This is a genomic window from Nonomuraea purpurea (genome assembly GCF_042650645.1).
GTDB classification, from domain to species: Bacteria; Actinomycetota; Actinomycetes; order Streptosporangiales; family Streptosporangiaceae; genus Nonomuraea; species Nonomuraea purpurea.
The window spans coordinates 433,760-453,317 of the sequence record NZ_JBHSBI010000003.1 but is presented as its reverse complement, the minus strand read 5'-3'; the positions used below and the strand labels follow the sequence as shown (position 1 = coordinate 453,317).

Sequence of the window (19,558 nt, the reverse complement as noted above, 5' to 3'; positions counted from 1 at the left end):
CATCCGCGCCCCCGCGCCCGTCTCCAGAATGAAATTCTGAAACTCCAGTAAATTACGAGTAAAGCTCAATTTCATTGAGCATGCTGCAGCGCTTGCCGATTTCGCAGCCCGCGCCCGGCGGCACAATCACTTTCACGTGCTGCCCCGTCACGGAGACGGGCGAATAACGCAGCGCGTAATCCGTCCGCCCGTCGATCGTGAGCACCGGATCGCCCCACGACCGCCCGTCACGCGAGACGTAGACCCGCGCGCCGGCGGCGTGCCCGGGGCGCAGGCTGAGCCCGATCAGCCGCAGCGGATAGGCCCGGTCCAGGCGCAGCACGTACTGGCCGCGTCCCGCCGCGACGGCGCTGGAGCGGTACTCGGTGCTGCCGTCGAGCGCGCGGCCCTTGTCGCGCATGGTGGTGGAGATCTCCAGCAGCCCGCGCCCCCGCATCTCCGCCAGGTCCAGCCGTCCTGGCGCGGGCGGCGCGACGGTGAACAGCCGCCGCTTGATCGCATACCAGCCGCCGTTCTCGAACCGCCCGTGCGCCGGGCACGCCGTCTCGTTCAGCGTCCCGTCGGGCCGCACCCCGGGCAGCTTGCAGTTGTCGAACACCTGGATCAGCCGGTGCGCCCCGACGGCGGCCAGCCCCGTGTAGCCGGAGGAGCCGTGCGTGTCCCACACGCCGTCGCGGTTGTGGTAGGTCACCCTCGGCTGCAGCCACGAGTGCCCGAGCCCGTCGGGGGAGACCGCCAGCCAGTTGTCCGGCCGTCCCGCGCTGAGCACGAGCACCCCGCCCGGCGTCAGCAGCAGCCGCGGCGCCACCCCGCGCACCACGCAGTCCATGCCGCTCAGGCGCAGTTCGCTGACCGGCGACCAGGTGCGGCCCCCGTCGGTGGAGCGGCTCTGGTGCAGCGTGGAGTACTTGCCCCCGTCGCGGCGCAGCACCGCCAGCAGGCTGCCGTCCGCGGTCTGCTCCACGGCCGCCTCGTTGTAGACGAACCCGCCGGACGGCATGGCGATGACGCCGCGGCGGGTGAAGGTGCCCCCGCCGTCGGCGCTGGCGTAGACCTCGGCCTGGTAGGTCTGCGTGTCCAGGTAGCGGGCGTACGCCGTGATCAGGATCGTCCCGTCGGCGAGCTGGATCGGCGCCCCGTGCACGGCCCCGCCGGGCAGCAGCTCCCCCTGCGTGGTCAGCGTCGCCTTCGCGCGCACCCAGCTCTCCCCGGCATCCAGCGACGGCGAGGTGAGCACCCCCAGCCGCGCCGTGTGCGGCCCGGTCCAGCCCAGGTAGTACTCGGTGGCGAAGAAGCGGCCGTCGTGCAGCTCGATCGGCGACTCGCGCAGCGGCGTGGCGCTCGACGGGCCGAACGTCCGGCCGCCGTCGACGGACAGCGCCGAGTCGCTGGTGAGGGTGACGATCCTGTCGACGTTGGTGGTGTAGGTGACGAGCACCTTCCGGCCCGCGGCCGTGACGTTCGGGAAACCCGCGAAATCGAGCCGTTCGGAATCCGTGGGTTCACCCGCGATCGGCTGCGGATTCGGATGAATCCAATCGAGTGAGGAATCAGTATCGATCAGGTAAGGCCCGGACTGCGGGGGTTGATCCGGTAGCACGCAGTAACTGCCTTCTGCCTGCACCGCACCGGGGTGCGCGGGCAGTCCGGCGGCCACGCACATGGCCGCGACCACGGCTCTGAGCACCGGCACGGGCTCTCTCCTTCCCTGCGTCGACCGATCACCACGACGTTCGGACTCTAGGTCATCCACGGCCCGCAACACGGTATTCACCTGCGGGAAGTCGCGAGTTCACCTCGGCGCCCGGGTGGCGGGAAGATGATCCATGCTGTATTGGTTAAGTGACAGTTGACAGAAAAGCGCCCGCTGACGACTCTGATGGCGGAACCATTAAGTGTGAATTTACGAAGAGGTCCACGGGTCAGGAGGTGGCCCCCCATGAGCATCGAGCCCAGGGCGAGAGTCGTCCCAGAGCGCGTGCTGCCAGGCCCGGTGCCCGTGGCGCCGGAGACAGCAGCCCAGCAACGCGTCGTCAAACGCATCTGCGCCAGAGTCGCCCCGGACGGCGTCGAGATCGGCGTCGGAGAGGTTCCCCCCGGCGGCCTTCAGGTGTGGATCGACACCCCGGTGCCGATCGCCGAACAGGAGTCGTGGGTGCTCCACCACCGCATGGCGCGCGAGGTGGCCCTGGTCGGCTGGCACTGCGAGGCCGACGCCGACCGCCTGCTGGTTCTCGGCTGGAGCGCCGCGTGCCTGCACAACCGCGTACGCCTGCTCCAGAGCGGGCTGCGCCGCCTGTCCGGCTTCGAGCAGACCGCCCAGCGGGCCGTCCAGCTCGACGGGCACCACCCGGACGAGCAGCCCGTCACCGAGGTCGTGGCGGCGGTCTGCGCCTCGATCGAGCGGCGGCTGCGCTGGCCGGAGCGGCTGGCCGAACTGGCCGGGTTCGACCGCAGCTCGGGCCTGCCGCACCTGCAACTGCTCCTCGCCCAGGTCACGGGGCTGGAGTCGAAGGTCGCCGCGGCGTGTGAGGAGCACCTCGTCATGGCGAGGGTGCTCGCGCGGGCCGTCTGCGAGCAGTACGCGATGCACTCCGACCTGCGCCGCGCCCAGCGTGAGGTGCTGGCCGACTCCCGCCGATGGGTGCACGCCAGTTCCATGATCCGTGGCTCGGCCGCCCCCCGGCCGAGTTCCGCCGGCGGCGGCCGTCCTCACATGGGGCTGGCCGAACGCCGCATCGCCGCGAGCGTGATCAACCACGGCGTGCCGCGGGCGACCCCCGCGAGCGCCACTCAACGTGCCGCGCGCAACGGCCGCGAGGAAGGCGCGCGCTGAGCACGTTGACCCGCTCAACGGCGAGCGGTCGCCCGGAAAACCCACACGAGTCCGGTAGGAGAGCTCCCGTCATGCGAACCCCCCCGCACCTGCCCGCCCGAACCCGGCGCGAGCCCCGAGACACCGAAACACCGCGAGGCCGTCGGCACCCCTACAGCCTGCACGAGGTCCCCGTGCAGGCGGCCCCGCGCGGCACACTCGACTTCCCCGCCCCTGACGCCGACCCCGAGACCGACGTCTTCGTCGAGCAGCGGCTGCTCGGCATCAGGGAACTGTCCAACCAGGCCATCGGCTCCATCGACGACCTTCTCCAGCACACCTCCTGAGGTGTGCCCAACGGCCCCCGGCCGGGGGGCCGGAACAGCGATATCTCATCCTTTGAGGAGAGCCATGCAGGGACTATCGCGACTGGACCTGCAGTCGCGTGATGTCGGGGGTCACCAACCGCGCACCGTGGCCGGCATCGAAACGCCGCGCACCCTCGACGAGGTACGAGTACTCGTCCGCCGGGTCATGGCGGCCAAGCGCCGCCTCTACCCGATCAGCACCGGCAGGAACTGGGGCATGGGCTCGTCCATGCCGGTGACAGAGGACAACCTGGTCGTCGACCTCAGCGGCATGAACCGCATCCGCAGCCTCGACCTCGACACCGGCTACGCGGTCATCGAACCCGGGGTGACCCAGGCGCAGCTGGCCGAGGTGCTGCGCGACACCCCGTGGATGCTGAACGTCACCGCCTCCTGCGCCGACACCTCCGTCGTCGGCAACGCGCTCGACCGCGGCGACGGCTGCCTGCGCTCCCGCGTCCACGACGTGGCCGGGCTGGAGGCCGTGCTGGCCGACGGCAGCGTGATCACCACCGGCGGGCTCGACCCCGTCGGGCGCTACCACGGCCGGGTCGCCGGGCCCGACCTGACGCCCGCGTTCGTCCAGCACAACCTGGGCATCGTCACCGCCATGGCCGTCTCGCTGGTGCCGCGCCCGCAGACCATCGGGCTCGTGCACGGCCGCATGCCGCGCGACCAGGTCGGCCTCGCGCTCGGCGCCATCACCGGCTTCCTGCGCCGCGGCAACCCGGCCGGCGGGTTCCTGCGCCTGCGCGAGCTGGCGCTCACGCCCAGCAGCGGCGAGTGGTTCCTGCCGAAGGGCACCGACCCCGGCCTGTTCACCGTCCTCGGGCCGCTCCTGGGCAGCGACGCCACCGTCGAACTCGCCGAAGACCTGCTGCGCAAGGCGCTGGTCGAGGTCGAGGGCGCCGAGGCGCTGCGCGTCGTGGACGCCGCAGAGGTCGCCCCCGACGACCCGCTCTACCCCAGGGCGCTCATGGCCCAGGGCATCCCCACCTGCATCGGAGTGCGCAACGCGCTCGGCGTGACGTCCTGCGAGCAGATCGACGAGGGCACCATCGGCTTCCTGGCGCTGATGCCGCTGATGCCGATGCACGCCCGACGGACCGACGACCTCCTGGCCGCCCTGCAAACGGCCGTGGACGCGCACGGCACCGCCCTCATGGTCGAGTGGAACCTCGTCAGCACCCACCTGGCCAACGGCGTCATGCAGATCTTCTTCCAGCGTGGCGAGCCCGACGCCCCCTACCGGGCGCACCAGCTCCGCAACGACGGCAACTGCGTGCTGCGCAGCCATGGCTGCGCCATCTACCGCTCCGACATCGACCACGCCGCCGCCGACGTCTGGTCCGAGACCAGCACCGCCAGCCTCGGCATGCTGCACCGGCTCAAAACGGCGCTCGACCCGGACGGCCTGCTGTCGCCCGGACGCTACGGCGCCTGAAAGACCACCCGTCAGCCGTGCGGGCGCAGCCGGAGCGCGCCCGCCGGGTGGGAACCGTTCAAGATGTCAAGGAGGTGACCTCGTGAGTTCGTCACCAGCGCGGGGGACGAGCACAACCGGCGAAGGCCGACGCTACGGCGTGATGCTGCGGCTGGTCGGTGCCGGCGTGATGTTGACGGTGATGGCCGACACGACCGCCACCACCCTGGCGGTAGGAATGCTGCGTTACACGCCGGCGGGCGACGGCATGCCGCTCGGCGACCTGGTCTGGCTCACCAGCGCCGCGTTCATCCCGATCGCGGCGCTGCTGGCCACGGCCGGCCGCTGGGCCGACCTGTTCGGCCGGCGGCGGGTGCTCGCCGTCGGCCTGGTGATCTTCACGCTGGGCGGGATCGCCGCCGTCACCGTCGACTCCTGGTCCTACGTGCTGGCCGCACGGGCCGTCCAGGGCGCCGGGGCCGCGGCGATGATCCCGGCCAGCCTCGGGCTGCTGCTCGGAGAGTTGCCGGAGTCGCAGCGGCGCGGCGCGATCGCGCTGTGGAGCTCCGCCTCCGGGCTCGGCTGCCTGCTCATGCAGGCGGGCGGCGGCTGGCTGGCCGTCGCCGTCGGCTGGCGGGCCCTGTTCTTCCCCGACGTCGTCATGGGCGTCGTGCTCCTGATCGCCTGTCTCGGGCTTCCGCCGGGCAAGCGCGCGGGCGCCAAGGGCGTGCCGGACATGCTGGGCGCGTTGCTGCTCGCCGCGGGCATCGGCGTGATCGTGCTGGCCATCTCCAAGGCCATGGCCTGGGGCATGGACGTGGTGTGGCTGGCGCTGGCCGCGCTGGCCCTGCTGGGCGGCGCGTTCGCCCAGGCCAGGCACCACCGCCTGCCCGCGATCGACCTGACCCTGTGGCGGCGCCCGAAGTTCGTCTGGGGCTGGCTGGCGACCTGGGGCTTCGGCGCGCTGTCGTACGGGCTGCTGACCGTCCAGCCGCTCTACCTGCTCCACCTGGGCTATCCCATGCTCGAGGTGGCCATGTGGCTGACGCCCACCTCGGTGGCCGTCGCCGTGACGGGCTTCCTGGCCGGGCGTCTGGTCAAGCGCGTCGGCGCCTACGGGCTGATCTACGCCGGCTCGCTGCTCTGCGGCGGTGCGTGCGTGCTCGTGCTGACGCAGGTCGGGCCCACCATCTGGGGCCTGATCGCCAGCGTCGTGGTCGGCGTCGGCGTCGGCGCGCTCGCGCCGGGGACCTCCGTCGCCACCACCCTGGCCGCCCGCCCGCAGCAGTACGCCTCCGCCGTCGGCGCGGCCACGATGGCGCGCATGGTCGGCGGTGCCGTCGGCGTCGCCGTCGTGTCCGTCGTCATCGACCACCCGTTCATGACCGGCCCCTTCGCCGGGCTGGCAGGGGCGCTGGCGCTGTGCGTGGCGATCTCGGTGCTGATCGGCGCGCTGGCCCTGACCAAGATCACCCGGCTGCGGCCGGACCCCGGCGACGTCATGATCAAGGTGCCGCGCCGGATGCTGCTGGAGTTGCGCATGACCCTGGCCACCGTAGCGGCGGAGGCCGACGCGTTGTTGCCTGTCGAGACCCGCACTCCCCCCATGAATCCCGATATGAGCCGCGTCCCGCGGCCCCGGGTGGCCGAGCCTGGCCCCCTCGCCGGTTCCCGCGGGAACACGCACTAGTTCGAACCACCGAAAGGGCTCTCGTCATGGCAACCACATCCTGCGACGTAGCCATCGTCGGCGCCGGCCTCGGCGGCTGCTTCCTGGCACTGCTGCTGGGACGCCGCGGTCTCAACGTCGTCGTCATCGAGCAAGGACCCTCGATCCCCAGCGCCGGCGCGGACTTCCTCAAGCCGCCGGGTTTACGGGTGCTGGCCCGGCACGGACTGGCGGGCCTCGTCGAACGCCATGGCCTCAAACGCGACCTCATCCGCTACTACCACGACGGCGACCCCATCCAGGAGTGCCGCTTCCCCGACGGCGGCTTCCTCATCCGCCCCTACCACGAGCTGGTCGAGCTCATCTACGCCAGCTGCGCGATGGAGGGCGTCGAGTTCTGCTTCGACGCCGGCATCACCGACATCGCGATCGACGACGGCCACGTCGAGGAGCTGACGCTGTCGAACGGCCGCCGGCTGCGCCCCGGCGTCGTGATCGGCGCCGACGGCACCAAGTCCGCCATCCGCCAGGCGCTGGACATCGAGCAGCGCACGATGCCCTACGAACGGCTGCTCATGCGCGTGGCCACCGTGCCGCTCAGCGCCAGCGTCGCCCAGCTCAACCGGCTCTACTTCAGCTCGGGAGGGTGGCTCGCCTACCTGTACCCGATCAGCCGCGACCAGGCCAGGGTGTTCGTCGGCCTGCCCCCCGAGGACGACAAGGAGATCTTCCAGGAAGGCATCCCCGCGCTGCTGGACGAGCTGAAGAAGTTCGTCACCGACAGCTCCGACGTCTTCAACGCGCTCCAGCCCGCCACCTGGCAGCGGATCAAGGTCTCCTCGCTGCGGGTGGAGGCCTACCACAAGGGCAACGCCGCCCTCCTCGGCTCGGCCGCCTTCGCCTGCCACCCGATGACGGGCATGGGCATGAGCTACACGCTGCACGACGCCGAGATCCTGGCCGAGGCCATCAGCGCGGCGGGCGGCGACGACGACCGGCTCGACCGGCTGCTGTACGCCCGCTACGAGCCCCGCAGGCACGCACACCGGCAGCTCATCGACTACGGAGACGCCCTGGCCGCCACCTTCCCCGACCGGGACGCCTACCTGGCCGCCTTCCGCGCCGACCTGCACATCTTCGGCGAGGCGGCCGCACCGGCGCAGCCGCCGGCCCTGCAACCGACCTGAGCCGGCGCCCCCGCCGCCCGCCATTCCCACATTGGTGAGGTCGTCCAGTGCCACGCTGAGTGCGATGGGCAGCCCGATCCCCAAGGCGGCGGGGGCGTCCAGTCCCATGGTAGGGCCAGCACTACCGTGAGGACGGGTGACAGCGGGGGTCCGCCAGGACCCCCGCTGTCGCGATGCTGATGAATGATCCGCACGAGATTCATCAGCATCGGAGACGAATGTGACTGTGGTGGAGACATCCCGCCTTCAGCGGGGGAGCGACTTCGCGGGGTTGTCGCGCCGCATCGCCCAGGCGGGGCTGCTCGAGCGGCGGCCCGGCTACTACGCGGTCAGGATCGGCCTGGTCGCGGGCCTGTTCGGGGGAAGCTGGGCGCTGTTCGCCGCGGTCGGCGACTCCTGGTGGCAGATCCCGGTCGCGGTGCTGCTCGCCGTGGCCTTCGCGCAGGTCACGCTGCTGGCCCACGACCTGGCGCACGGGCAGATCTCCCGCTCGCGGCGCAGGAGCAGGATCGCCGGGCTGCTGGTGGGCAACCTGGCCGTCGGGCTGAGCTACGGCTGGTGGATGGACAAGCACACCCGCCACCACGCCAACCCCAACCACGAGGACCACGACCCCGACGTCTCGCCCGACGTCCTCATCTGGTCGCACAAGCAGGCCGAGGCCGCGCGCGGGCTGCCGCGCCTCATCGGGCGCCGGCAGGCGTTCCTGTTCTTCCCGCTGCTCACCCTCGAAGGCGTGAACCTGAAGGTGTCGAGCTTCCGCGCGCTGCGCCGCCCGTCGCTCAAAGCCAGGATGGCCGAGGGGCTGCTGCTGAGCGCGCACGTCCTGATCTACCTCGGCGCGCTGTTCCTGGTGCTGCCGCCCGGCATGGCGCTGGTCTTCCTCGCCGTCCACCAGGCCTGCTACGGCGTCTACCTGGGCTGCACCTTCGCCCCCAACCACAAGGGCATGCCCGTGCTGAGCGCGCAAGACGAACTCGACTTCCTGCGCCGCCAGGTCCTGACCTCCAGGAACGTCAGCGGCGGGCGCCTGGTCAACGTCGCGCTCGGCGGCCTGAACTACCAGATCGAGCACCACCTGTTCCCCAGCATGCCCAGCGCGAACCTGCGCAGGGCCCAGCCCATCGTCCGCGACTACTGCCGCTCGCTCGGCGTCGAGTACGTCGAATGCGGGCTGTTCGCGTCATGGGGGCAGGCCCTGCGCCACCTGCACGAGGTCGGACGGCCGCTCAGGAGATGACGACCAGCTCCAACCCGCCCGAATCCTCCCTGATCTGATGGCCGCCCTCGACCAGCACCGTCCGTAACGCGAGCAGGACCGCGGCGCGGACGGTCGCGTACTTCACGAGCTGGTCGGTGGACGTGCCCCACGTGATCACCACTCCGCGAGTGGGATCGAGCCAGACGCCGAGCCCGCCCTCGGCCGACACGAGCGTCGGCTCGACGGTGAAGCCCGCCTCCCTCAACTCCCGACGGACCAGCTCTTCCAGGCCCAGACCGTCGCCCAAGGCGGTGTCCATCAGAGTCAGCTGCCCACACCGGCGGGTTGTGAACCTCCGGCAGCCGGCAATCTGTGTGTAAGGATGGCGGCTGTGTCGTCCGCGTCCCAAGCGCTGCGTCTGTCGCGGGCCGTCGTGTTCGCGACGGTCTGCTGCGCGGTGTCGGCGGGCGGGCACGTGCTGGCCGGGGGAGGGGCCGTCCCGTTCCGGGTCTTCCTGGCCGGGGTGGCGGCCGCGCTCGCGCTGGCGTACCTGATCGACGGGCGTGAGCGCGGGCTCGCGGCGGTGCTGGCCGCCGCCGTGACCACGCAGATGGCGCTGCACCAGGTCTTCGAACGGCTCGCGCCCGGCGCGGGCTTCGATGCCGGGCACGCGCATCCGGCGTCCAGGATGGTGCTCGTCCACCTCACGATCGCCGCGCTGACGGCATGGTGGCTGCACCGGGGCGAGCGGGCGCTGTGGCTCATGATCCGCCTGTACGGCGCCGTCCCGCCGGTCGTCCGGCTGCTGCTCGGCGCCCCGGTGGAGGTCGCGCCGCCGTCGTGGCGGCCGGTGACCCGCGAGGTCCCCGTGTGCGGGGGCCGGATCGTCTCCCAGGCGGTCGGCAGGCGAGGGCCGCCGGCTCGATAGCCCATACCGCCGAGGTTCCCGTTCGAGGGCCTCGGCCGGTCCGGGTTTCGTGCCGTACGACGCGTCCTACGGGCGCGTGTTCCTTCCTCGTCTGGTCCGGGCCTGGCCCGGGAGATCGTTCTGGAGACCCATCATGGCAGTCCTGCCTCGGCGGGTGCGGGTGGCCGCGCTCGCCTGCGCCCTTTTCCCGGCTTTCGAGGCTTCGCCGGCGTTCGCCCACGACGCACTCAAGAGCAGCTCGCCCGCAAAGAACGCGGTGATCTCCTCGCCGAAGGAGATCGAGCTCGAATACTCCGCCGGCGTCAAGTTCCCGTTCGTCGTGCTGCACGACGCGGCAGGAAAAACGGTCGAACTCGGCGAGCCTCGGCTGGCGGGGCCGAAGGTGTTCGCCGACGTCCAGGGGCCGCTCGCGCCCGGCCCGTACACGATCGCCTGGCGGGTCGTATCCTCCGACGGTCACCCCATTGAAGGCGAGATCCCCTTCAGCGTGAAAGGATCATCTTCTTCATCGGCTTCGCCGTCGTCCGTCGCTGAGAGTCCGGCGGCACGGGAGCCGTCCGCGGCGGGGACGGCGGGCGTTCCCGGCTGGATCTGGGGCGGGCTGGCGGTGCTTGTCGTGCTCGGCGCGTTCGTCCTGATCCGGACCACGCGCCGCAGCGCAGATCGGGAGGAAGTGGATGCGGATTGAGCAGGCCAGGCAGGTCGCACGGCAGTGGGTGCGCGAGCGAGGCGCCGACGTGCGCGGATTCGACGGGGCGTTCCTGACGGGGTCCACGCTGTGGGCCGAGCCGGACGCGGAGCTCCCCCCGACGTCCGACGTGGACGTCATGCTGATCGCCGACCCGCCCGTCCACATCGGCAAGTTCTCCTACGAAGGCGTGCTGCTCGAGGTCTCCTCGATCCCCGGGATCGGCTCCACGCACGACGTGCTGAGCGACTACCACCTGGCCTCCAGCCTCCACCTGCCGTGCGTGCTCGCCGACCCCTCGGGACGGCTCACCGAGACGCAGCGGGTGGTCGCGCGCGACTTCGCGGAACGGCCCTGGATCCTGGCCCGCTGCACGAACGCCATGGACCGGGTCCGCGCCTTCATCAACGGCATGGACGAGTCCGCGTCGCTGCCCGACCAGGTCACCTCATGGGTGTTCGGCACCGGGGTGACCACCCACGTGCTGCTCGTGGCCGGGCTGCGCAACCCCACCGTGCGCCGCCGCTACGCCGACGTCCGCGACCTGCTCACCGCCCACGGGCGGCTCGACTTCCACGAAGGCCTGCTCGACCTGCTGGGCTGCGCCGACCTCGGGGTGGCCAGGATCGAACGGCACCTGGCGGCCCTGGAGAAGGCGTTCGACGCGGCGGCCGCCGTACGGGCGCCCTCGTACCGCTTCGACTCCGACATCAGCGAACTCGCGCGGCCGATGACCGTCGACGGCACCCGGCAACTCATCGACCAGGGGCTGCACAGGGAGGCGGTCTTCTGGATCGTGGCCACCTACGCGCGCTGCCTGGCCAAACGGCAGGCCGCCGGGCTGTCCGGGCATGAGGACGGGCTCCTGGAACTGCTGGCCGACCTCGGCGCCGAGACGTTCGTGGACCGCCGCAGGCGCGGAGACCGGGTGCTGGCGGCGCTCCCGGGCGTGTGGCAGACGGCCATGGCCCTGTGCTGACCCTGTGCGGCGAGGCGCGGCGGGGGACCGGGGCGCTCAGCGGGCGTCCAGGAGGTGGACGGCGTCGCCGTAGATGTCCGGGCTGCGGTCCACCTCCTCGACGAAGTCGCGGGGGAAGCCCAGCTCGAAGGCCACCGCCGACTCCAGCCGCCGCACCGCCTCCTCGGGCAGCGCCAGCCCCGACGCCCCCAGGTCGTCCTTGAGCTGCTCGGCGCTGCTCGCCCCGACGATCGGATGCACCCCGCGCCCCAGCACCCACGCCAGCGCCACCTGCGAGCCCGTGACCCCCAGCTCGCCGGCCACCTCGACGACCGCGCGCGCCGCCGCCCGGTCCCGCTCGCTCATCGAGTCGGGTGAGACGCGCGAGGCCGCCGCGCCCGGCCGGTTGTAGCGGCCCGACAGGATGCCGCGCTCCAGCGTCCCCCACGCCGCCACGCTCATCCCGTACGCCTGCGCCATCGGCAGCAGCTCCCGCTCGATGTCGCGCCGCAGCAGGCTGTAGGGCACCTGCAACCCCGCGAACGGTGTCCACCCGCGCCACTCGGCCAGCGTGTTGGCCCTGCTGGTCAGCCACGCCGGCGCGTCCGAGACGCCCGCGTACAGGATCTTCCCCGCGCGTACCGCGTCGTCCAGCGCCCGCATCGTCTCCTCGATCGGGGTGTGTTTGTCCCACACGTGCACCCAGTAGAGGTCGATGTAGTCGGTTCGCAGTCGGCGCAGGCTCTGCTCCAGCGACAAGACGAGGTTCTTGCGGTGGTTGCCGGCCGCGTTGGGGTCGGTGCGGTCGCGGGTGGGGGTGTACTTGGTGGCCAGGACGAACCGGTCGCGGCGGCCCTGGAGCAGCTCGCCGACGACGTTCTCGCTCTCGCCGTACATCTGGGCCGTGTCCACGACGTTGCCGCCGGAGTCGGCGTACAGGTCGAAGATGCGCCGGGCCTCCGCCGTCGGCTTCTGGTAGGTCATCGCGCCGAGGAACAGCTCGGAGACCCTCAGCCCGGTACGGCCCAGCAGTCGGTAACGCATGTGTGCGAACGCCTTTCAGTTCGAGTAGGAAGTGATGGCTCTGGCCTCGCGCAGCGCCCTGCTCCACCAGCCGAGCTGGTCGAGCAGCGCCTTGGCCGCCCCGTTCGGGCCTACGGGATCCACCGGGCGGCCGTCGGCGTCGAACCGCTCCCAGTGCTGGTCGAAGCTGATCGAGTTGCGGATCGTGACCGCGTGCAGCTCGGCGAAGACCGTCCGCAGGTGCTCGATGGCCCGGATGCCGCCGCCCCATCCGCCGTAGGAGATGAGCGCGACGGGCTTGGCCTGCCATTCGGTGAAATGCCAGTCGATGACGTTCTTCAGCGAGGCCGGATAGCTGTGGTTGTACTCCGGCGTCACCACCACGAACGCGTCCGCCCCGGCCAGTCGCCGCGCCAGGCGCCTGCGGTCCTCGGGGCGGCCGTCCACGTCGGTCATCTCCTCGGGGGTGGCGGGCAGCGTCACCGGCAGGGGCGTCCGCGCCAGGTCGATCACGTCCACGGCGAACAGACCGTGCTGCCCGGCCTGCTCGGCGAACCAGTTGGTGACCGTCGGGCCGAACCGTCCTTCGCGGACGCTGCCCGTGATCACCGCCAACGTCATGGTGTCGTTCATGGCTCCCAACCTGCCGCCATCCTCGTGGCCGAGGGAGACCGGGCCGAGACTGGCCCCGGCAGGGCCACGATAGGGGCCCGGCGCTCCCCGTAGACTCGGGGTTGTGAGCGACAACGAGCTGGGGGCGTTCCTGCGCGCCCGTCGCGAGGCCGTCAGGCCGGCCGACGTCGGGCTGCCCGACGGGCCGAGGCGGCGCACGCCGGGGCTGCGCAGGTCCGAGCTGGCCACCGTGGCAGGGGTGAGCGTCGAATACCTGACCAGGCTGGAGCAGGGCCGCGACCGTAACCCGTCCATGCAGGTGCTCGGCAACCTCGCCGACGCGCTGCGCATGACCTCCGACGAGCGCAACCACCTGCGCGACCTGTCCAGGACGCTCAACGGCAGCGCCGCGCTGTGCACCGCGGCCAACCGGCCGCCCGGCCGCACCGCGCGGCCCACCGTGCGCGCGCTGCTCGACCGGTTCGAGCCCGCCCCTGCCGTCCTGCTCAACCGCCTGGGCGACGTGCTGGCCCGCACCAGCGGCTACGAGGGGCTGTTCGGGCCCGTCGGGCTGCTGGACGGCGACAGGCCCAACGTGATCGCCTACACCTTCACCGACCCGCGCGCCAAGGCGGCCTTCCCCGAGTGGGACCGCATCGCCGACGAGCACGTCGCCGCGCTCAAGCTGGAGGCGGCCCACGACGAGGTGCACACGCCGCACTTCATCTCCGAGCTGTCGTTCATGGCGGGCAAGGAGTTCGCAGAACGCGTGGCGGGGCCGCCCGCGCCGGCGACGGTGGCCCGGCGGCTGCGGCTGAGGCATCCGCAGGAGGGCGAGCTGCGGCTGGCGTGCGAGGTGCTCAACCTGCACGACGACGGGCAGCGCATCCTCGCCTACCTGCCGGACGACACGGCCACCTCGGCGGCGCTCGACCGTCTCACGGGCCGCCTCCCCGGCGCCCTGCGAGCGGTCAGCGACGGCTGACCGGCCAGGGGCGGCCGGTCCTGCCGGCTTCCTGAGGGGGCGGCGCTCACGCCCGGCGCAGCGACCGGGTCAGCCCGGCGGCGATCGTGGTCGCCAGCACCCAGCCCGACACGATCAGCCCGTACGCCAGCCACTGCGCCGCGCCCGCGGGATTGAACGCCTTCTCCTGCCCGAAGTCGATGATCGGCAGCAGCAGATCCAGCGTGTAGGCCGGCGCGTTGAACTCCGGCGCCTCACCCCGCTTCAAAGGCGGCGGCGCCTGTAAGCCGAACACCACCGTGCCCACCACCAGCAGCGCCAGCAGCCAGCCGGCCGCGCGCAGGGGACGGAAGCCGTACCCGACGGTGACGTCCTGGACGTGACCCCACAGCCTGGCGTACCACGGCAGGGTGGCGCGGCGCCGCCGCTGGCTGGCCAGGAGCGTCTCGCGGGCGTCGACGTCGCTGCCGAGCCGCCGATACATCCCCGCCAGCTGCTCGTAGGCGTTGGGCAGGTAGCCGTCGGGGTCGCGGCGCAGCCAGCCCAGGCGTTCCGCGGCGGGCAGCATGGGTTCGAGCACCTCGTAGGAGATGCCGTCCATGCGCAGCGCCGCCGGCCACACCTCGGGGTTGTCACGCAGCACCCCGATGCGCGCGTGCCGCAGCTCGACCGTGCCGTCGATCGGGGCGGCGGTGCGCAGCGCCAGCTCGCGCGCCTCCAGCCGCCAGCATTTGAGCGCCACCTCGCCGGGGGCCGCCAAGGTGGCGTCGTCGAAGCAGAGGCGGCTGCCCACCTGGGCGTTCGTCAGCCTGATGCGCCCCTGGGCGGACAGGCCCTCACACAGGTTGAGCACCTTGCCGACCGTGATGCCGTTGGCCGACAGGGCCGAGCCGCCCGGGTTCCTCAGCCGCGCGCCCTGGAAGTGCACGGGCCCGCTGACCGAGGCGTCCTGCAGGCTGATCTCGCCCTCCACCGACAGGCCGTCGCGGCCCCGCAGCGTCCCGTCCACGACGATGCCGTCGGCCGCCAGGGCCACGTGGCCCGGGTTGCGCAGGGTGGTGGCGTCGAGGGTGAGCGTGCGGCCGACGGCGGCGCCCTGCAGCCGTACCTGACCGTCGACCTCCATCCGCGACAGGAACAGGCCGCCCTCGGCGTTCAGGCCGCTGCCGCGCACGGCCAGGCCCCCGGGGTTGCGTATGCGCGAGCCGCGCAGCGTGAGCGGCCCGCCGACGCGGGCGAAACGCAGGGTGACCTCGCCGTCGGCCTCGATGTGCCGGGCGATCAGGCCCGCCTGGACGACCAGGTTGGAGCCGCCGAACGCCTGCCCGCCGGGGGCCCGCAGCCGGGCGCCGTCGATGGTGACGGCCGCGCCGACGCCGGCGGAGGTCAGGATGATCTCGCCGGTGGCGGTGAACCCGTGATGGGCCTGCAGGTTGCCGCCGACGTCGAGGTGTTCGGCATACAGGGCCTGGCCGTCGGGAACGTGCAGCGTCGCGCCGTCGAGGATGAGATTGCCGCTGATCCTGCCGCGTGGCAGCCGCATCTCCCCCGAGACGCGGCAGTCGTTGAGGCGCAGGTTGCCCTCCACCTGGATGTTGGAGGCGACCAGGCCGGGCAGGTGGGAGCCGGTGAAGCTGAGGAAGCTGGTGCGGGCCTGGTAGAGGTCGGGGGCCTCGTCGAAGGCGCACCGCTGGAGCGCGACGGGGAAGCCGATCTCGGCGAACGACAGACGGAGCCGGCCCGTGACCCGCGCGCCCGTCAGGCGTAAGGCGGGTTTGGCGGCCGGCTCCGCGCTCTGGCCGAGAATCAGCCCGGCCAGCACCTCGGCGCGCACGAGGCGCTCCTGCGGCCAGGAGCCCGCGTCGGCGGGGGAGTCGAGGGCCGGGTCACCGGCACGCAGGTCGACCGCGCGGCCGTGGGGCAGGGCCTCGGCCACGGCCCGCTCCGCTGGGGTCAGATCGGTGGTGTGCACAGCCCGGTCATCCTATCCGCGCACGTCCAGCCCCAGGGCGGCGGCGATCATCGTCGCCTGGAAGGGGTCGATGATCGCCCCCTTGAGCGTGACCGTGTGCGGGTCGAGCCCACTCAGGTCGCTGCCGCGCAGGTCGCACCTGGTCAGGTCGGCGCCGCGCAGCGAGGCGCCCGACAGGTCCGAGCGCCGCACCTTGGCGCCCTCCAGTCGCACGCCCGTCAGGTCGGCCTCCAGCAGCCGGACGCCGTCGAAGGAGCTGCCCCGCAGGTCGGCGCCGGGCAGCGCGACGTAGGACCAGTCGCCGCCCTCGACCTTCAGCAGCCCGTAGGTGCAGCCCTCGAACGTGCTGCCGGTCAGCTTGCAGCCGCTGAAGGTCGCATCGAAGAACGAGCAGCGCGAGAACTCGCAGCCGACGAACCGGGCGTCCTCGTGGGTCGAGACGTTGAAGCGCACGTTCCTGAACACGCACTGCTCGAACGACGAGCCGCTGTCGACCAGCTCGGTCATGTCCACCTCCTGGAACAGGACCCGCTGGTAGCTCTCACCGGAGAGCTCGGCGCTGTCCCAGTCGGCGGACCTGATCGCCCTGTCGATCATCATGACGGCCGGTTCATGCCCGTTTCGCGATGGCCGTGATGAGCGGTTGCACCAGCTTGGCCGCCAGCGGCCCGAAGGCCGCCAGGATGAGGACGTACGCCGCCGCCAGCGCCCCCAGGTCGGGATGGGCGCCCGCGCCCACCGCCAGACCCGCGATCACGATGTTGAACTCGCCGCGCGGGATGAGCGCGATGCCCGCCCGCGCCTGACCGGCCTTGGCGATGCCCGCCCGCCTGGCCGCGTACGCGCCCGTGAGGAGTTTGGTGATCATGCTGACCAGGGCCAGCAGCGCCGCCAGCCCCGCCACCGGCAGGATCTTCGCCGGATCGGTCTGGAGACCGAAGAAGACGAAGAACACCGCCGCGAACAGGTCACGCAGCGGCGCGAGCAGCGCCTGCGCGTCCTCGGCCAGCTCGCCGGACAGCGCGATCCCGACGAGGAACGCGCCGACCGCCGCCGACACCTGGAGTTGCTGCGCGAGACCGGCCACCAGCAGGGCCAGACCCACGACCTTGAGCAGGAGCACCTCGGAGTTCGGGCTGGAGACGAATGCCTCGATGAAGCGTCCGAACTTCAGCGCCACCAGCAGCACCACGCTCACCGTCAGCAGCGCGATGCCCACCGCGATCGCCCCGCTGACCAGGCTCAGCCCGGCCAGCATGGTGGTCAGGATCGGCAGGTAGACCGCCATCGTCAGGTCCTCGAACACCAGCAGCGACAGCACCGTCGGCGTCTCCCTGTTGCCGACCCAGCCCAGGTCGGACAGCACCTTGGCGGTGATGCCCGAGGAGGTGGCGTAGGTGACGCCCGCCATGGCCACGGCCGCCACGGGGCCCCAGCCCAGCAGTAACGCGCAGATGGCGCCGGGCGCGGCGTTGAGCACCAGGTCGACGATGCCCGCGCGGGCATTGCTCGTGAGGCTCGTCACCAGCTCGTCGGCGTTGTACTCCAGGCCGAGCGTCAGCAGGAGCAGCACGACGCCCAGCTCCGCGCCGACCGAGATGAACTCCTCGCTCGTCGCCAGGGGCAGCACGCCGCCGGTTCCGAACGCCAGGCCGGCGATCAGGTAAAGGGGGATGGGGGAGATACCGGCGCGCAACGCCAGCGCGCCCAATATTCCAAGACCCAGAAGGACAGCGCCGAACTCAAGGAAGACGATCGCGGTGTGGTGCACCCGCGACCTACCCGTCTGCCAGGATGTCGGCGACCTCTGCGGTGCTGTCCTCGCTGCCCACCACGACCACCACGTCACCGGCGCCGAAGACGAACTCGGGGCCCGGGCTGGCGAACACCTGCCCGCCGCGCACCACGGCCACGATCGAGGCGCTGGTACGGGTGCGCACGCGCGCGTCCCCCATCGGCCTGCCGGCGTACGGGGAGCCGTCGGGGATGGGCAGCTGCACGCTGACCAGTCCTTCGACCTGCTGGTGCAGTTGGTTGAGCCGCTGGACGATGCGGGGGGCGCCCAGGAGCTCCGCCAGGGCGTCGGCCTCTTCGTCGTTGAGCTTGACCACGTGGCAGACCGCGTCCGGGTCTTCCTTGTCGTAGATGACCAAGTCGCGACGGCCGGTACGGTGGGACACCACGCCTACCCGCTGGCCTTTGCGGGTGGTGAAATCATGTCGCAGCCCGATGCCCGGCAGTGCTGTTTGTTCGACCTCCACCTAACCCCACCCGTTCAGATCCTCATATTTCCGGACAACCCTACCAACGCTTGGCTCCCTGTTGAACTGGCCTGGACCAGGGGCGCTCGCCACCCGGACGACCACGTCACACCCCGGCGAGACAGCAGGATCGGCGACGCCTCGACGGGTTTCGTGCCGGTTGTTGATGAAAGGCGGGGCCGCATGTGGACAGGCTGGGGCCAGGCGGCGGGGGTTGTGCGAGACTGCCAGTGACGCGCCCGCGCGAATCCGGGCGCGACAGACGGAAACCGAAGGAACATCCCACCATGCCGTCTCCCCCCTCCATCCGGCTGGTCCTCGTGGAAGATCACGCGATGGTCGCGGAGGCTCTCGGCCTGGCGTTAGACCAGTCCGACGGCATCGACGTGGTGGCCCAGGCGAGCTCGATCGCCTCCGCCGTCGCCGACACGGGAAGGTGCCAGCCCGACGTGGTGGTGCTGGACCGCCGCCTGCCCGACGGTGACGGCATCGCGGCCATCGGCAGGCTCGCCGCCGCCGCCCCCAAGGCCCGCGTGCTGGTGCTGACGGGCGATGCGACCGCGTCCGTCGCCGCCAGGGTGGTGGAGGCCGGAGGCGCGGGGCTGGTGGTGAAGTCGTCGCGGCTGGGCGAGCTGGAGTCGGCGGTGCGGGAGGTGGCGGCGGGCAGGGTGGTGTTCGCGCCCGGCCTGCTGCCGGGCGTGCTCGACCGGCTGACGGGCCGCGTGGGTCACCTCGGGACGGCGCTGACCGCCCGCGAGCAGGAGACGCTGCTGCTCCTGGCCGATGGCGCCAGCACGAACGAGATCAGCGAACGCCTCGGCGTGGCCAGGAACACCGCGCGTAACCACGTTCAGCACGTTCTGGAGAAACTGGGCGCCCGCTCGAAGCTGGAGGCGGTGGCCGTCGCGCGCAGGGAGGGCCTGCTGGACTGATGCGGATGCACTAGTGCGCTTCCCACAGCTGTATCAGGCGGCATGGCGCGGCTGCCTCTCGTGATCGGCCGTCCATCTCCCCGAAAGTAGAGGGGTGGGCGGTAAGGAGGCGGGGTCACACCAGGTGGACACCCATCTGCCAGAAGAGATGGGCAGCATCACGGCGTCACGCGACATGACCCGCCAGGCCCTGGAGGAGTGCGGTTACCGCGGCCGTTACGACGACGTCCTGCTGGTGGTGTCCGAGCTGGTCACCAACGCGTTGGTGCACGGTGACGGCCGGCCCTGGCTGCGTGTGCGCGGCGGCGCGTCCCGGGTGCGGATCGAGGTCACCGACCTCGGCCCCGATCTGCCCAGGCTCCGCGACCCCGGCCCGGCGAACGGCTGGGGTCTGCACGTGGTGCGAATGCTCTCCACCGACTGGGGCATCGCGCCCGCCGAAGGTGGGAAAGTGGTGTGGTGCGAGCTGGTGGCCAATCTCGCGCCCCTGCCGGCCTACCCGTTCGAGGCCTGAGGGGCCGGGGTTGGGGCATCGTCTCCCGGCGTGAAAGGCTGCG

At 71.6% G+C, this 19,558-nt stretch carries 20 protein-coding genes; 12 read left to right on the top strand and 8 right to left on the bottom strand.

Annotated features, from left to right (window positions below):
- Positions 1-52: 52 nt before the first annotated feature.
- On the bottom strand, positions 53-1,693 hold the full coding sequence (locus ACFOY2_RS08590) for a sialidase family protein (protein WP_379527395.1): 1,641 nt from the start codon (positions 1,691-1,693) through the stop codon (positions 53-55).
- A gap of 246 nt (positions 1,694-1,939) precedes the next feature.
- On the opposite strand from ACFOY2_RS08590, the gene ACFOY2_RS08585 reads away from it, so the two are divergent.
- From ACFOY2_RS08585 to ACFOY2_RS08560, 6 genes are all read left to right on the top strand, one after another.
- Positions 1,940-2,836 (top strand): hypothetical protein, encoded by an 897-nt coding sequence (locus tag ACFOY2_RS08585; protein ID WP_379527394.1) that lies wholly within the window; start codon positions 1,940-1,942, stop codon positions 2,834-2,836.
- A 71-nt stretch (positions 2,837-2,907) separates the two neighbouring features.
- Positions 2,908-3,162: a hypothetical protein gene (locus ACFOY2_RS08580; protein WP_379527393.1), complete on the top strand. Its 255-nt coding sequence runs from the start codon at positions 2,908-2,910 to the stop codon at positions 3,160-3,162.
- A gap of 64 nt (positions 3,163-3,226) precedes the next feature.
- Positions 3,227-4,627 (top strand): FAD-binding oxidoreductase, encoded by a 1,401-nt coding sequence (locus tag ACFOY2_RS08575; protein ID WP_379527392.1) that lies wholly within the window; start codon positions 3,227-3,229, stop codon positions 4,625-4,627.
- Between the two features lie 82 nt (positions 4,628-4,709).
- Complete coding sequence (locus ACFOY2_RS08570) at positions 4,710-6,296, top strand: MFS transporter (protein WP_379527391.1); 1,587 nt, start codon at positions 4,710-4,712, stop codon at positions 6,294-6,296.
- Positions 6,297-6,322: 26 nt separating this feature from the next.
- Positions 6,323-7,462, top strand: a complete 1,140-nt coding sequence (locus tag ACFOY2_RS08565) for an FAD-dependent monooxygenase (RefSeq protein ID WP_357809326.1) — start codon at positions 6,323-6,325, stop codon at positions 7,460-7,462.
- 229 nt (positions 7,463-7,691) lie between these two features.
- Entirely contained in the window at positions 7,692-8,702 is a 1,011-nt protein-coding gene (locus ACFOY2_RS08560; protein ID WP_379527390.1) for a fatty acid desaturase family protein, read from the top strand.
- On the opposite strand, the gene ACFOY2_RS08555 is transcribed toward ACFOY2_RS08560, so the two are convergent.
- Positions 8,692-8,982 carry a hypothetical protein gene (locus ACFOY2_RS08555; protein WP_379527389.1) on the bottom strand — a complete coding sequence of 97 codons (291 nt, stop codon included), beginning with the start codon at positions 8,980-8,982 and terminating at the stop codon, positions 8,692-8,694. The genes ACFOY2_RS08560 and ACFOY2_RS08555 overlap by 11 nt on opposite strands.
- Positions 8,983-9,054: 72 nt before the next feature.
- Here ACFOY2_RS08555 and ACFOY2_RS08550 point away from each other — a divergent pair, with 72 nt between their 5' ends.
- The 3 genes from ACFOY2_RS08550 to ACFOY2_RS08540 all read left to right on the top strand — a co-directional run bounded on the left by ACFOY2_RS08550 (position 9,055) and on the right by ACFOY2_RS08540 (position 11,258).
- Complete coding sequence (locus ACFOY2_RS08550) at positions 9,055-9,591, top strand: hypothetical protein (protein WP_379527388.1); 537 nt, start codon at positions 9,055-9,057, stop codon at positions 9,589-9,591.
- Positions 9,592-9,751: 160 nt separating this feature from the next.
- The gene (locus tag ACFOY2_RS08545) at positions 9,752-10,279 is read left to right on the top strand and encodes a copper resistance CopC family protein (protein WP_379527387.1); all 528 of its coding nucleotides are present in this window, start codon (positions 9,752-9,754) and stop codon (positions 10,277-10,279) included.
- Positions 10,269-11,258, top strand: a complete 990-nt coding sequence (locus ACFOY2_RS08540) for a hypothetical protein (protein WP_379527386.1) — start codon at positions 10,269-10,271, stop codon at positions 11,256-11,258. The genes ACFOY2_RS08545 and ACFOY2_RS08540 overlap by 11 nt, the downstream gene beginning before the upstream one ends.
- 36 nt (positions 11,259-11,294) lie before the next feature.
- Here ACFOY2_RS08540 and ACFOY2_RS08535 read toward each other — a convergent pair whose 3' ends face one another.
- Positions 11,295-12,281 carry an aldo/keto reductase gene (locus ACFOY2_RS08535; RefSeq protein WP_379527385.1) on the bottom strand — a complete coding sequence of 329 codons (987 nt, stop codon included), beginning with the start codon at positions 12,279-12,281 and terminating at the stop codon, positions 11,295-11,297.
- Positions 12,282-12,296: 15 nt separating this feature from the next.
- Positions 12,297-12,893 carry an NADPH-dependent FMN reductase gene (locus ACFOY2_RS08530; RefSeq protein WP_379527384.1) on the bottom strand — a complete coding sequence of 199 codons (597 nt, stop codon included), beginning with the start codon at positions 12,891-12,893 and terminating at the stop codon, positions 12,297-12,299.
- A 103-nt stretch (positions 12,894-12,996) separates the two neighbouring features.
- Between ACFOY2_RS08530 and ACFOY2_RS08525 the strand changes: the two genes are divergently transcribed.
- Entirely contained in the window at positions 12,997-13,857 is an 861-nt protein-coding gene (locus ACFOY2_RS08525; RefSeq protein ID WP_379527383.1) for a helix-turn-helix domain-containing protein, read from the top strand.
- A gap of 46 nt (positions 13,858-13,903) precedes the next feature.
- Here ACFOY2_RS08525 and ACFOY2_RS08520 read toward each other — a convergent pair whose 3' ends face one another.
- From ACFOY2_RS08520 to ACFOY2_RS08505, 4 genes are read right to left on the bottom strand one after another with little or no spacing between them, the layout of a single operon-like run.
- The gene (locus tag ACFOY2_RS08520; RefSeq protein ID WP_379527382.1) at positions 13,904-15,808 is read right to left on the bottom strand and encodes a hypothetical protein; all 1,905 of its coding nucleotides are present in this window, start codon (positions 15,806-15,808) and stop codon (positions 13,904-13,906) included.
- 12 nt (positions 15,809-15,820) lie between these two features.
- Positions 15,821-16,408, bottom strand: coding sequence for a pentapeptide repeat-containing protein (locus ACFOY2_RS08515; RefSeq protein ID WP_379527381.1), 588 nt, complete (start codon positions 16,406-16,408; stop codon positions 15,821-15,823).
- A 10-nt stretch (positions 16,409-16,418) separates the two neighbouring features.
- Positions 16,419-17,579, bottom strand: coding sequence for a cation:proton antiporter (locus ACFOY2_RS08510; protein WP_357809294.1), 1,161 nt, complete (start codon positions 17,577-17,579; stop codon positions 16,419-16,421).
- A 7-nt stretch (positions 17,580-17,586) separates the two neighbouring features.
- Complete coding sequence (locus tag ACFOY2_RS08505; RefSeq protein ID WP_379527380.1) at positions 17,587-18,069, bottom strand: cation:proton antiporter regulatory subunit; 483 nt, start codon at positions 18,067-18,069, stop codon at positions 17,587-17,589.
- 287 nt (positions 18,070-18,356) lie between these two features.
- Between ACFOY2_RS08505 and ACFOY2_RS08500 the strand changes: the two genes are divergently transcribed.
- Entirely contained in the window at positions 18,357-19,001 is a 645-nt protein-coding gene (locus ACFOY2_RS08500; protein ID WP_379527379.1) for a response regulator transcription factor, read from the top strand.
- A 94-nt stretch (positions 19,002-19,095) separates the two neighbouring features.
- Complete coding sequence (locus ACFOY2_RS08495; protein ID WP_379527378.1) at positions 19,096-19,515, top strand: ATP-binding protein; 420 nt, start codon at positions 19,096-19,098, stop codon at positions 19,513-19,515.
- Positions 19,516-19,558 lie beyond the last annotated feature (43 nt).